This is a genomic window from Pontibacter deserti (assembly GCF_023630255.1).
Classification (GTDB): domain Bacteria; phylum Bacteroidota; class Bacteroidia; order Cytophagales; family Hymenobacteraceae; genus Pontibacter; species Pontibacter deserti.
In genome coordinates, this window is record NZ_JALPRS010000001.1 from 2,433,414 (window position 1) to 2,446,446 (window position 13,033).

Consider the following 13,033-nt stretch of genomic DNA (forward strand, 5'->3'; position numbering starts at 1 on the left):
TTTTGCAAAAATAGGCTTAATTTCGACTTGTTCCAATTATATAATACCTGTACAGGATGTTGAAGAGTTTCAGTTTAGGATTGCTTATACTTATCTTTCTCGGGATGGGCCCACTGATGTCGTTAAAGCCGTCAGAAGAAATTGTGGTGGGTATCAAAGAGAGAAACTGGGTAGATAGCGTCTTTAATTCTTTATCTCCTGACCAGCGTATCGGGCAGCTGTTTATGGTTGCTGCGTACTCTAACAAAGACGAGAAACACTTCCGTGAAATTGATACTCTGGTAACACGTTATGGCATTGGCGGATTGATGTTTATGCAGGGTGGCCCTGAACGCCAGGCCCGCCTGAACAACCGTTTCCAGGCCGAAGCAAAGGTACCTATGCTGATTGCCATGGATGCTGAGTGGGGCTTAAGCATGCGCCTGGACAGTAGCACACACTTTGCCCGCCAAATGACGCTTGGCGCCATGAATGACGAAAAGTATGTGTACATGATGGGCCGTGAGATAGCCCTGAAAATGAAACGCCTTGGTGTGAACGTCAGTTTCTCGCCGGTAATGGACGTGAACGTAAACCCTGCCAACCCGGTAATTGGCAACCGCTCATTCGGCGAATCGAAAGAAGAAGTGACCAAGCGCGGCATTGCTTACATTAAAGGCTTACAGGATCACGGTGTAATGGCAGTAGCCAAGCACTTCCCGGGTCACGGCGACACCGATACAGATTCTCACCTGGCGCTGCCTGTTATCAAACACGACCTGAAGCGCCTGACAGAAGTAGAGCTTTACCCTTTTAAAAAATCATTTGAAGCCGGTGTGATGGGCGTGATGGTGGCGCACCTTTACATCCCTGGCATCGATAGCACTAAAAATCAGGCAACTACCCTTTCTAAACCACTCGTAACCGGTCTTTTAAAAGACAAAATGAAGTATAAAGGGCTGGTATTTACGGATGCCCTGAACATGAAAGGCGTTGCCAGCTACTATAAACCAGGCGAAGTAGACCTGAAAGCACTGATGGCTGGTAACGATGTGCTGCTTTTCCCGGAAGATGTGCCTACGGCTGTAAGCAAAATAAAAGGAGCTATTGCAGCAGGCCAGATAGATACGGTAGAACTTAATCAGCGCGTGCGCAAGATATTACATGCTAAGTATTGGGTGGGCCTGAACAACTATAAACCGGTGCAACTCGCTAACCTGAAGCAGGATATGGCACGCCCGTTGGCCAGCGTAGTGCAGGAGCAGCTTTACGAACAGGCCATAACAGTAGTAGAGAACAAGAACAACCTGTTGCCTTTCCGTAACCTGGATACCTTAAGTATAGCCTCGGTAGCTGTAGGTGTGGCACCGGACAATAAGTTTCAGGAAATATTGGGTAACTATGCCCCTGTAGCTAAATTTTCTATCTCAGATCGTTTTGCACCTGACTCAGCATTCACCAACATTATTCCACAATTGGCAGGTCATGACGTGGTACTGGTAAGTATACATAACATGAACAGCACGCCTGCCAGAGACTTCGGTATCGGGTTAGGTACACGCGCATTTATCCAGTACCTGCAGTATCGCACCGATAAAAAAGTAGTGGTAGCTGTAATGGGTAATGCTTATAGTTTAAAGTTCTTTGAAGCAGCTCAGTGGCTTACTGTTGGTTACGAAGATAACCCGGTGTCACAATCACTTATGGCTCAGGCGCTGTTTGGTGCTCGTGCTGCTAAAGGTAAACTTCCGGTTTCAGCTTCCGCTAAGTATAAGTCTGGTACTGGTATAGAAACACCTTCATTGGGCCGATTGAAGTATGGTGTGCCGGAAAGCGTGGGAATGGATTCTAAAGTACTGGCTCAGATTGATAATATCGCTCTGGAAGCCATTGCTTATGCTGCTACACCAGGTGCACAGGTGTTGGTAGTAAAAGATGGTACTGTAGTATTTAATAAGTCTTATGGCCATTACACTTACGAAAAAGAAAGACCTGTAACAAGCAATACTGTTTACGACGTAGCTTCCATCACCAAAGTAGCTGCTACATTACAGGCTGTTATGTTCCTGAAAGACCAGGGTAAGATTAACCTGGATGAGAAGATCTCTGCTTACTTACCGGAACTGAAAGGCACGAACAAAGAAGGGCTTATACTTCGGGATATCCTGACGCACCAGGCTGGCTTACAGGCTACGTTACCGCACTGGCAGAAAACGCTGGATGAACGTACTTTGGCACAAACCTATTATGCCAGCACGCAAACTGATGTGTTCCCGAATGAAGTAACGCCAGGTATCTACTCTATCAAATCGATGGAGGATTCGCTATGGACCTGGACGGTGCACTCTAAGTTGCTGACTAAAAAGAAAGAGGCAAAGAGCTACGAGTATAAGTATAGCGACCTTGGCTTCTACATCATGAAGCGTATGGCTGAACACATGCTGAACCAGCCAATAGATGAATTCCTGGAGCAGAACATTTACGCGCCGCTGGGCATGAGTACATTAACTTATAACCCATTGCTGAAACATCCACGCGAAATAATAGCTCCTACTGAAGACGACAATTACTTCCGTAAAACGCTGATCTGGGGAACGGTGCACGATCAGGGAGCTGCCATGCTGGGTGGTGTAGGTGGACATGCCGGCTTGTTCTCTAATGCAAATGATCTGGCTAAACTTATGCAGATGAACTTACAGAACGGTGAGTATGGCGGGCATAAGTTCTTTAACACGCACGTAGTTTCTGAGTTCGCTAAAAAGCAATTCAAAAACAGCCGCCGAGGCCTGGGCTGGGATAAGCCTGCCCCTGATGGAAATGGCCCGACCTCTAACCTGGCTTCTCTATCTACTTATGGCCATACTGGTTTTACAGGTACAGCCGCCTGGGTCGATCCGGAAAATAATCTGATTTACATCTTCTTGTCTAACAGGGTATTCCCGGATGCAGGAAACACCAAATTGGTAAAGTATAACATCCGGACACGTATTCATGATGTAATCTATAAAGCGATTGTTCCTAAAACATAAATATTATCTGTAATTTGGCAAGTGCAGCAACAAAAGTTGGCTGCACTTGTTGTTTACAGCATATCAAAGCAACTATGAAGATCGGCATTGTCTGTTATCCTACCTTTGGCGGTAGTGGTGTAGTAGCCACTGAACTTGGCAAGGCACTGGCTCTTAAAGGCCACCAGGTACATTTTATCACCTATAGTCAGCCAGCACGCCTCGATTTTTTTAACGAGAACCTGTTTTACCACGAAGTATATATTCCTTCATACCCCCTGTTCCAGTATCCGCCTTACGAGCTGGCATTATCCAGTAAGATGGTAGATATTGTGCAGTTTGAGAAGCTGGATGTACTACACGTACATTATGCTATTCCGCATGCATCGGCGGCTTATATGGCAAAGCAGATACTTAAAACAAAAGGTATCAATATTCCCGTTATCACTACTCTGCACGGTACTGATATTACACTGGTTGGTAAAGATGCCTCTTTTGAACCGGTAGTAACATTTAGCATTAACCAGTCTGATGGCGTAACGGCTGTATCTGAAAGTCTGCGTACCGAAACGTATGAGTTCTTCCCGATTGAACGTGACATTGAAGTAATCCCGAATTTTATAAACCTGGAGAAATTCCGCCGCCAGAAAAAAGAGCACTTCAGAACTGCGATCAGCCCACATAACGAAAAGCTGCTGGTGCATACATCCAACTTCCGTTCTGTAAAGCGTGTGGAAGACGTAATCCAGATATTCAGCAAAGTACATCAGCAGATACCGAGCAAGTTGCTATTAGTAGGCGATGGCCCTGAGCGTCCGAAAATGGAGAAGCTTTGTCGCGACTTGGGTATTTACCACGATGTACGCTTTTTAGGCAAACTGGAAGCTGTAGAAGAAGTTCTTTCTATTGCCGATCTGTTCCTGATGCCATCTGAAAAAGAAAGCTTTGGCTTGGCAGCCCTGGAAGCAATGGCCTGCGAAGTGCCGGTTATTTCAACGAATGCTGGTGGTATACCGGAGCTGAACATTAACGGTGTAACTGGTTTTGTAAGCCCGGTTGGTGACGTAGAAAGCATGTTCCAGAATGCCCTTTATGTGCTTGATGATGAACGACTGCCAACCTTTAAAGCAAACGCCTTAGCCCGCGCCCACGAATTTGATGTGGAGAGAATTGTGCCACTTTACGAAGCCTTTTATCAGAAAATAATTGCCGCACAACTGGCCGAAGTAAATAGTTAAGACAACAGCATAAATAAGAAATCCCGGTACAAGCAACTTATACTTACACCGGGATTTCTTATTTGAAGACTTTATTCTGGCTTTTACTAGAATACCTGCGCAATCTCTTGTTTCACAAAAGTAATAGCACGGGCGGTTGGGTCATTTTCTGAGGCAAGTATAGATTCCAGTATTTTTTTGGCAAGATCAGTACCTTTCGATTTATCTGTCATCTCCTGGTAATTCCTGTTAATCAGGTTAACAACTTCTTCGCGGGCATGTTTTACCTGCTGCCAGGCCTGCTCACTCATGTACACCTGCTGCGACATATTATGGCTAAACTCATTCCGTATCTCGCTTAGCAACATACGATGATAATCTGAAGCCGTGTGGCCTGAGCCGCTAACGCGCAACAACAGGTTACTGGGAGTAATACGCTCGAGTAGCAGCACAATGCGCTCATAGGCCTGCAAACGAATAGGTATAACTACTTCTCCGTTCTTTTGCTTCAGCTCCAGCAGACGGAGTTTATAGTCACGTTCGGTCTGCGTTTTTACCAGCTGATACATGGCAATGGCAACTATAAGCCCCGGTATCGTAATCTTCAAAATATCTATGATCAGTTCCATGTTGTAAGTTTTGAACTCTAAATATCGTAAAAAATTAATTTAGTAATCTTGAAATCATTTAGGGCACATTACTGTTTGTATAGTAACGAAGTACAGTGGTACGTATTTATATTCAGAAATACGTAACTTTGCTATCTATTAGAAACAAAACAACTATGGCAACAGAAGCAAAAATAGCCCCTATAACTATAACAGACAGAGCTTTAGCAGAAGTTAAAAATATTCTTGTGGAGAAGAACGTGCCGGCAGAATACGGTTTGCGCATTGGCGTGCAGGGCGGTGGCTGTTCAGGTATGTCTTACCTTCTTGGCTTTGATAAGCCGAAAGAGTCTGATGAGGTATTCCAACTGGAAGGTGTAACCCTGATCATGGATAAGAAGCATGGTATGTATGTGATGGGTATGGAAGTAGATTTCCAGGATGGCCTGAACGCACGTGGCTTTACTTTTAACAACCCTCAGGCTAAGAGCACCTGCGGTTGCGGAAGCTCATTCTCTGCTTAAGTAGTTACCTTTTTTCTCTTTATATAGTAAAAGCCCGGCTCACCCGCCGGGCTTTTATATTTTTATACTTGCCAGATTAATAGGTTTTGGTCATGGAGGAAGGTACTACAAGTATAAAATCAGCTTTATTCTTTTGTTCCTCTGTAAGCTTTTCTATATCCTCCTGCGTCACGGTAGTTATAGTTACGATTTTAAGGTTCGGTTGCTTCTGTTTCAGGTACCAGCCAATGCCTTCGTAATTATCGGAGTGGTAAGCGCCATTCAGGTGCAGTAGTTTGTTGCCTTTTGCCGTTTGTCCAAGTATAATGTGGGCCATGGTAGCATCTTTCAGCGCCTGTGCCTGTACAATATTTTCAGCTTTGGTATTACCATGCGTGCTGCCACCAAACATACTCATCATGTTTTTATATCCTGGCAGGTTCATATCAACAGTAACAGGTAATGGGGCTATCAGTTTTTTAGCTTCCGGCGTAAGATTATCCAATGCTTTTAAACTACCAGAGGCCACCATGGCAGCATAGCGACGCGGTACATTGGTAGCTACAAAGGGCACACCCGCTTCTTTGGCAAATTTCACTATGGGTTTGTAGTCTGTTTTATAGTTGGGCCATGGCCGTGCTTCCTGTTCAAAATTATTCTCTGCTACCTTTCCGTTCAAATATTCGTCCAGCACCAACTGCACATCCGTTTTAAACATTTCGGCCCCTATACTTAACTTTTGCTGATGGGCCTTGTGCAGGCTTAGCCACTTCCAGCTGCAGCCAGTGCGCAATCGGGTCATTGTGCTGTTCACCGAAGAGTACTACATCTGCCTTCTTCAGCTCACCCAGCATTTTGCCATAGGTCACATCTTTACCATCTTTTGTGAAGAGCTTATAAGCAGGTTTGTCCTGGGCGGAAACAGTAATTGTAACCATAAGCAATAAAAGTATAAGCAGATTTGAGTAGCGCATTTCAGGTATAGGTGGGTTTACATCAGTTAAGTTACAAATTCTTAAGTAATACATAGCTGTAATGCCACCTTATGGCGTAACCTGTTTATAGTTTACTGACCCCGATGAAAGAGCTATACTTTATACTAGTTATACTTGCCGGCCTGGCCATTGCCATACAAACAGGAGTTAATGCACAACTTAATGTATTGCTTAAAAATCCGGTTTTTACGTCGCTGGTGTCGTTTATGGTTGGCACTTTCGGCTTGTTGCTTTTTATACTTTTTACTGACCGCAATGCGCTGGTGCAACAGTACCCAAACCTGCAGACACATTGGTGGAAGTATACAGGCGGGTTGTTAGGCGCTTTTTATATTTCGGTTATTGTTATAGTTGCGCCGCGGCTTGGTGCAGCCACTACCATAGGCTTTGCTGTTGCCAGCCAGTTAATCTTTGCTGTTATTTTCGACCATTACGGTTGGCTCGGCTTCCCGCTGAAAGAAGTATCGCTTGCCCGTATTTTAGGTGTGATCTTATTGATCGCCGGTGTTTACCTGATCCGGAAGTTCTAACTATAAACAAAAAGAGCCGGAACTTTGCAGCACCGGCTCTTTATACTTTCAGCTATAGTTTATACTCTGTAAAATAACCACTTCGAAAGCTCTTTATAGTTGATCTTTTTGCCGTACATCAGTATACCTACACGATAAATACGTGCCGCTAGCCAGGTAGTAAAGATGAACCCAAGTATAAGTAAGCCCATCGATAGTAACAGTTCCCAGGCTGGTACGCCGAATGGTACACGCACCATCATCACAATCGGCGAGGTAAACGGAATGATCGACATCCAGAAGGCTACTGCTCCATCCGGGTTCTTCAGCACCACCGAATACGACATGATAAACGAAATAACCAGCGGAATGGTGATCGGCATCATGAACTGCTGGGTATCAGTCTCGTTATCAACGGCGGCACCTATTGCCCCGAAAATTGAGCCGTAAAGCAGGTAACCACCTAAAAAGTAGAACACAAAACAGCCAAAAATGAGCAGCAATGGCAGGTTGGCAAAGCTTTTTGTCACATCCTGAATTGTATTGGCAAATTCATCGCTTTTAGCGGCTGCTTCTTCCGGTGTTTCTTCATCCTGGTTAGCTATACTTTCGCCTTCAGCTGCTACTTTACCTGCCTGGTACTGCTCCATTGGTGTTGGGGCAGCATCAATGCCAAAAGCAGCCGAAACAGCTGTTATCGCCACAAACGAAAGTATGATCCAGAGCAGGAACTGCGTAAGGGCAACAGCAGCGATACCCATAATTTTACCCATCATCAACTGGAATGGCTTCACCGATGAGATGATCACTTCTACAATACGGTTTGTTTTCTCTTCGATAACGCCGCGCATGATCTGCACTCCATATAAGAAGATAAAGAAGTATATGATAACCGCTGCCACTACACCTGCTGCTGAAGTAATAATAGCATTGTTATCTTTTTCACCTTCCTGGCTTAGGTTTATAGTGTTCAGCTTTACATTAGCTTCTATCTTATCAAGAGTCTCTCTGTCTAGGCCGGATGCTATAAAACGCTGGTTCTCGATCTCTTTTTCCAGAGCTTCTTCTAACCGGATCTGGGTTTGCAGGCTGGTGTTTTTCTTGCCGTAAACCGTTATACCTTTAGGGTCATTGATCGAAATCTTCGGGATATAAAGCAGGGCTGTATTATCGGTTTCTTGGTAAACGGTCTTGGCTTGCTCCAGGCTACCTGCCAGGTGCACAAACTTCAGGTCCTTTTTATTTTCTAGTTTGCCTTCAAACAGGCCGCTCTCATCTAAAACCATTACGGTCTCTTCCTCCCCCGACATGGCTATCAGCAGGCCAGGCAGAATCATGAACGTAGCCAGCAACAGTGGCGTCAGCAGCGTCATGATAATAAAACTCTTTTTGCGGACACGTGTCAGGTATTCGCGTTGTATGATCAACCAGATCTTATGCATGGTGTGTTTCTGTAACTTTACGGATGAAAATATCATTTATACTTGGCACCAGTTCCACAAACGAGTGTATCTCTACCCTTTCAATGAGGTAACGCAGCAGGTCGTTTGGTCTAGCTCCATTAACCAGTTTTACGTTCGCCCTGAAAACGCCATGGTTCTCATGCTGTTCCAGTACTTCAAAATCCGGTGAGGTAATAAGCAGATGCCCGTTTCCTATTATCTGGAACGTATCTGTTTTATAAGCATCCCTGATCTCTTTAACCGAACCATCCAGCACTTTCTTAGATCGGTTTATCAAGGCAATGTTATCGCAAAGCTCTTCTACAGATTCCATGCGGTGCGTAGAGAAAATGATAGTTGCTCCGTTATCGCGCAGGCGCAGGATCTCATCTTTTATCAGGTTAGCATTGATCGGATCGAAACCAGAGAAAGGCTCATCCAGGATAATAAGCGACGGTTCGTGCAATACTGTAGCTACAAACTGCACTTTCTGCTGCATCCCTTTCGACAGATCTTCGATGTTCTTGCCCAGCCATTCGCGAATCTCAAAGCGGTCTACCCAGGTTTTGATACGTGCTGTTGCTTCTGCTTTAGATAACCCCTTAAGCTGTGCCAGGTATAGCAGTTGCTCGCCAACCTTCATTTTTTTGTAAAGCCCGCGCTCCTCCGGCAGGTAGCCCATGTCTTTTATGTGGTCAGGCTTCAGGCGCTCCCCTCTGAAGTATATTTCACCTTCATCGGCACCGGTTATCTGGGTTATAATACGTATGAGGGATGTTTTACCGGCACCATTCGGGCCCAGCAAGCCAAAAATGCAACCTGCAGGTATGTCAAAGCTTACATTATTAAGGGCGGTATGGTTGGCATAGCGCTTTGTAACGCCATCAATCTTTAAAATACTCAAAGCTGAAAAACCATTAGTTATAATCAAAAATAGCTTTATTGCCTCAGAACGGCAACTTTATATGCGCTTAATACTATATTAATTCGACCAAACTTACATTTGAGAGGATAAAGCAGTTATAGTTACGGATATATAACAAAAGAGCCGGTACTTTAGTGAAGTACCGGCTCTTTTATACTTTATACTTATACTTTCTTATTGAAAGTAGTCTTTTACCTTCTCAAAGAAGCCTTTATCATTCTTGCCCGGATGTGGTGCAAAGTTATCTGAATCGCGCAGGCGTTCTAACGTAGCACGCTCCTCACTGCTCAGGTGCTTCGGTGTCCAGACATTGATATGAATCAGCTGATCGCCTTTGCCATAACCGTTTATGTCTTTTATACCTTTGCCACGCAGCCTGAAGATCTCACCGCTCTGTGTGCCAGGCTTAATAGTGATCTTAACTTTACCACCTATAGTTGGTACTTCAATATCGGCACCCAGGGCAGCATCCATAAAGCTGATGTACTGGTCGAAGATCACGTTATTGCCATCGCGTTTCAGGGTTGGGTGCGCTTCTTCTTCAATCTGAATCAGTAAGTCACCTGGTACACCGCCGCGCTCCGGCACGTTACCTTTACCGCTCATAGACAGCTGCATGCCATCCATTACACCGGCAGGTACATTTATAGTTATTACTTCTTCTTGCAACTCTCTGCCGCTACCGTGGCAAACTTCACAGTTCTTGGTTACAATGCGGCCTTCGCCGTTACAGGTAGGGCAGGTAGCTGTGCTCACCATCTGGCCCAGCATGGTATTTACCACCTTGCGCACCTGGCCAGAACCTTGGCACTGACCGCAGGTTTGCATATCGGTACCATTTTTTGCACCGTTACCACCACAGGTACTGCAGGCTACATAGCGTTTAACTTTTATCTTTTTCTCAACGCCGTTGGCTACTTCTTCCAGGTTCAGCTTCAGTTTTATGCGCAGGTTACTGCCCTTACGCTGACGACGGCCACCGCCTGAACGGCCACCTCCGCCACCAAAAAAGCTCTCGAACGGGCTGCCGCCACCAAAAATATCCCCAAATTGAGAGAAGATATCATCCATGTTCATGCCGCCGCCACCGAAGCCGCCATTCATGCCCTGATGACCGAACTGGTCATAGCGCTGACGTTTCTGCTGGTCGCTAAGTACTTCGTAAGCCTCCGCAGCTTCCTTAAACTTGTCTTCAGCGGTGTGGTCATCCGGGTTTTTATCCGGGTGATATTTGATGGCTAGTTTACGGTAAGCTTTCTTTATCTCCTCCTGCGAAGCATTCTTACTTACCTCCAGCACCTCATAATAATCTCTCTTGGCCATTTGCTTACGCTCCTATTATAACTTTTGCGAAACGGATAACCTTATCATTTAAAGTATAACCCTTCTCGATCACATCAACGATCTTACCTTTCAGCTCATCAGACGGAGCAGGTATTTGTGTAACCGCCTCGTGCATATCAGCATCAAAGTCAGCACCAGCTTTAATGTCCATCGGCTTCAAGCCTTTCTGATGTGTTACATGCTTCAGTTTATGGAATACCAGTTCCAGCCCCTGCAACATAGCGTCTACATCTTTGGTTGCTTCCATCGACTGACGCGCACGCTCCATGTCATCCAGCACTGGCAGCAATTCGCCCATCAGGTCCTGGTTAGCTGTTTTTAAAAGATCCTGGCGTTCTTTGGCAGTTCTGCGTCTGAAGTTCTCAAACTCCGCCATCAAACGGATGTATTTATCTTTCATTTCTGCCAATTCTGCAGCAGGCCCTTCTTCCTGCTCTGTTGCAGTTTCTTCTGTTTCGTCTACCTGGTTCAGGTTTTCTTCCGTTTCAGCACTGGCAGTGTTCTCTTGCAATTCCTCGTGCTCCTGTTCTTTTTTAATATCTTTATCTGACATAATGCCTTAAAAAAGTTAGATGTATAGGTCTACTTTGTCTTTTCAATTGTCTTGCCAAAGGCGTGCTTGTGCCATTCTGGCACAGGTTAATTTGATTGAGTGAATGACTGAATAGCTATTTTGTATTCAATTACTCAGGCATTCCATTATTCAAAATTAAAGCCGAAGCCTTTTCAAAAAAAATCGGTAGATAGCATAGAAGCTTCTACCGACCTGATTATTTAAAGTATAAGTTCTGGCTTAGCTGTTCAGCGCGTTCCAGATCATGTCTTTTAATTGGGTAATGTTCTTGCCTGTTACACTGGAGATGAAAACCGTTGGTAATCCTTCCGGTAACGTTTTGCGCATCTCATTCTCAAGTTCCTCATCCAGCATATCAGATTTAGTGATAGCCAGCAGGCGCTTTTTATCCAGTAATTCAGGGTTAAACGTTCTTAACTCGTTCAACAGGATTTCATACTCTTTTGCAATGTCGGCACTCTCACAGGAAACCATAAATAGTAAGATGGAGTTCCGTTCGATGTGGCGCAGGAAACGTAGCCCAAGCCCTTTTCCTTCTGATGCCCCTTCAATAATGCCCGGTATGTCAGCCATTACAAAAGACCTGTAATCGCGGTAAGCAACTACGCCCAGGTTAGGCTCCAGCGTTGTAAAAGCATAGTTTGCAATTTTAGGTTTAGCCGCCGACACTACAGAAAGCAACGTAGACTTACCTGCATTCGGGAAACCAACCAGACCAACATCTGCTAAAAGCTTGAGCTCAAGTATAACCCACTCTTCTATGCCAGGCTCACCGGGCTGCGCATAACGAGGCGTTTGGTTTGTAGGAGATTTGAAATGTGCATTACCTAAACCACCGCGACCACCAGGAGTAAGTATAATTTCCTGCCCGTCTTCAGTAATTTCGCACATTATTTCGCCAGTTTCGGCACTTCTGGCAACAGTACCTAGTGGCACTTCCAGTATCTGGTCTTCACCTTGCGCACCGGTAGAGTGGCTGGGCCCTCCGTTATGGCCGTTTTCAGCGATAATGTGCTTTCGGTACTGCAAGTGCAGAAGTGTCCAGAGTTGAGAGTTGCCTTTAAGTATAATATGGCCACCACGGCCGCCATCGCCACCATCAGGCCCACCTTTTGCCGTTTTCTTATCGCGGTGCAGGTGTGCAGATCCGCCGCCTCCGTGTCCGGAGCGTGAGCAGATTTTAACGTAATCTATAAAATTGGATGATGCCAAATCAGGTATTGGTGTAGGCTAAAGCCCGGTAAAAATTACTTATCTTCTTTTTTTTCTGCTTTCAAAGAGTCAATCTGCTCACAGATAGCGCTGAAAATCTCTTCAATCTCGCCGATGCCATCTACAGCAAAGAACTTACCCTGCCCGGCATAATAATCTGCTACAGGTGTAGTTTTGGTATTATACTCTTCCACACGCTTGCGGATCAATTCCTCATTCTGGTCATCCGGGCGACCAGACGTTTTGCCACGAAGGAGCAAACGTTTGGTAAGCTCTTCATCATCTACCTTCAGCGCGATCATGCACGAAATCTCAGTACCATAATCTAAAAGCAGTTTGTCCAATCCTTGTGCCTGTGGCACAGTGCGAGGAAAACCATCGAAGATGAAACCACCAGCAGCTTTGTTCTCCTGTACTTTATTAGAGATCATACCGATCACAACTTCATCAGGAACCAGAACGCCGTTATCCATTAAAGATTTGGCTTTGAGACCCAACTCCGTGCCAGCTGCAATTTCAGAGCGCAGCAGATCACCTGTAGAAAGATGGATCAGGTTATATTTATCGATCAGCTTCTGACTTTGTGTGCCTTTTCCAGCACCTGGAGGACCAAACAAAACGATGTTAAGCATATCTTACGTTATAATAAAAGGCAAAAATAGGTATAAATTTCCTGATGTGTTTATTTTTTTGAGCAACAGGCAACTACAGCCTGCT

11 protein-coding genes and 1 pseudogene are annotated in these 13,033 nt (G+C 45.0%); 4 read left to right on the forward strand and 8 right to left on the reverse strand.

Annotated features, from left to right (window positions below):
* The first annotated feature begins 56 nt into the window (after positions 1 to 56).
* Positions 57 to 3,008, forward strand: coding sequence for a glycoside hydrolase family 3 N-terminal domain-containing protein (locus MJ612_RS10705; RefSeq protein WP_250419121.1), 2,952 nt, complete (start codon positions 57 to 59; stop codon positions 3,006 to 3,008).
* Between the two features lie 74 nt (positions 3,009 to 3,082).
* Positions 3,083 to 4,225, forward strand: a complete 1,143-nt coding sequence (bshA, locus tag MJ612_RS10710; RefSeq protein ID WP_187033467.1) for an N-acetyl-alpha-D-glucosaminyl L-malate synthase BshA — start codon at positions 3,083 to 3,085, stop codon at positions 4,223 to 4,225.
* An 86-nt stretch (positions 4,226 to 4,311) separates the two neighbouring features.
* On the opposite strand, the gene MJ612_RS10715 is transcribed toward bshA, so the two are convergent.
* Positions 4,312 to 4,833, reverse strand: coding sequence for a DUF7935 family protein (locus tag MJ612_RS10715; protein WP_187033468.1), 522 nt, complete (start codon positions 4,831 to 4,833; stop codon positions 4,312 to 4,314).
* A gap of 155 nt (positions 4,834 to 4,988) precedes the next feature.
* On the opposite strand from MJ612_RS10715, the gene MJ612_RS10720 reads away from it, so the two are divergent.
* Positions 4,989 to 5,336 carry a HesB/IscA family protein gene (locus MJ612_RS10720; RefSeq protein WP_187033469.1) on the forward strand — a complete coding sequence of 116 codons (348 nt, stop codon included), beginning with the start codon at positions 4,989 to 4,991 and terminating at the stop codon, positions 5,334 to 5,336.
* A 76-nt stretch (positions 5,337 to 5,412) separates the two neighbouring features.
* On the opposite strand, the pseudogene MJ612_RS10725 reads toward MJ612_RS10720, so the two are convergent.
* Positions 5,413 to 6,343, reverse strand: a pseudogene (locus MJ612_RS10725) (ChaN family lipoprotein).
* Positions 6,344 to 6,393: 50 nt separating this feature from the next.
* On the opposite strand from MJ612_RS10725, the gene MJ612_RS10730 reads away from it, so the two are divergent.
* The gene (locus tag MJ612_RS10730) at positions 6,394 to 6,840 is read left to right on the forward strand and encodes a DMT family transporter (RefSeq protein ID WP_187033470.1); all 447 of its coding nucleotides are present in this window, start codon (positions 6,394 to 6,396) and stop codon (positions 6,838 to 6,840) included.
* A 59-nt stretch (positions 6,841 to 6,899) separates the two neighbouring features.
* On the opposite strand, the gene MJ612_RS10735 is transcribed toward MJ612_RS10730, so the two are convergent.
* From MJ612_RS10735 to MJ612_RS10760, 6 genes are all read right to left on the reverse strand, one after another.
* Positions 6,900 to 8,297: an ABC transporter permease gene (locus MJ612_RS10735; RefSeq protein WP_317233049.1), complete on the reverse strand. Its 1,398-nt coding sequence runs from the start codon at positions 8,295 to 8,297 to the stop codon at positions 6,900 to 6,902.
* Positions 8,254 to 9,165, reverse strand: coding sequence for an ABC transporter ATP-binding protein (locus tag MJ612_RS10740; protein ID WP_187033472.1), 912 nt, complete (start codon positions 9,163 to 9,165; stop codon positions 8,254 to 8,256). The genes MJ612_RS10735 and MJ612_RS10740 overlap by 44 nt, the downstream gene beginning before the upstream one ends.
* 195 nt (positions 9,166 to 9,360) lie before the next feature.
* On the reverse strand, positions 9,361 to 10,509 hold the full coding sequence (gene dnaJ, locus MJ612_RS10745) for a molecular chaperone DnaJ (RefSeq protein WP_187033473.1): 1,149 nt from the start codon (positions 10,507 to 10,509) through the stop codon (positions 9,361 to 9,363).
* A 4-nt stretch (positions 10,510 to 10,513) separates the two neighbouring features.
* Complete coding sequence (locus MJ612_RS10750; protein ID WP_187033474.1) at positions 10,514 to 11,083, reverse strand: nucleotide exchange factor GrpE; 570 nt, start codon at positions 11,081 to 11,083, stop codon at positions 10,514 to 10,516.
* A gap of 240 nt (positions 11,084 to 11,323) precedes the next feature.
* A complete protein-coding gene (gene obgE, locus MJ612_RS10755) occupies positions 11,324 to 12,316 on the reverse strand; it encodes a GTPase ObgE (protein ID WP_187033475.1) in 993 nt (330 codons plus the stop codon).
* Between the two features lie 35 nt (positions 12,317 to 12,351).
* Positions 12,352 to 12,948 carry an adenylate kinase gene (locus MJ612_RS10760; RefSeq protein WP_187033476.1) on the reverse strand — a complete coding sequence of 199 codons (597 nt, stop codon included), beginning with the start codon at positions 12,946 to 12,948 and terminating at the stop codon, positions 12,352 to 12,354.
* Positions 12,949 to 13,033 lie beyond the last annotated feature (85 nt).

Coding starts and splice junctions, on each gene's coding strand:
- MJ612_RS10705 (WP_250419121.1), top strand. CDS start 57: ATGTTGAAGAGTTTCAGTTTAGGATTGCTTATACTTATCTTTCTCGGG.
- MJ612_RS10735 (WP_317233049.1), bottom strand. CDS start 8,297: ATGATATTTTCATCCGTAAAGTTACAGAAACACACCATGCATAAGATC.
- bshA (WP_187033467.1), top strand. CDS start 3,083: ATGAAGATCGGCATTGTCTGTTATCCTACCTTTGGCGGTAGTGGTGTA.
- MJ612_RS10730 (WP_187033470.1), top strand. CDS start 6,394: ATGAAAGAGCTATACTTTATACTAGTTATACTTGCCGGCCTGGCCATT.
- MJ612_RS10720 (WP_187033469.1), top strand. CDS start 4,989: ATGGCAACAGAAGCAAAAATAGCCCCTATAACTATAACAGACAGAGCT.
- MJ612_RS10760 (WP_187033476.1), bottom strand. CDS start 12,948: ATGCTTAACATCGTTTTGTTTGGTCCTCCAGGTGCTGGAAAAGGCACA.
- dnaJ (WP_187033473.1), bottom strand. CDS start 10,509: ATGGCCAAGAGAGATTATTATGAGGTGCTGGAGGTAAGTAAGAATGCT.
- MJ612_RS10750 (WP_187033474.1), bottom strand. CDS start 11,083: ATGTCAGATAAAGATATTAAAAAAGAACAGGAGCACGAGGAATTGCAA.
- MJ612_RS10715 (WP_187033468.1), bottom strand. CDS start 4,833: ATGGAACTGATCATAGATATTTTGAAGATTACGATACCGGGGCTTATA.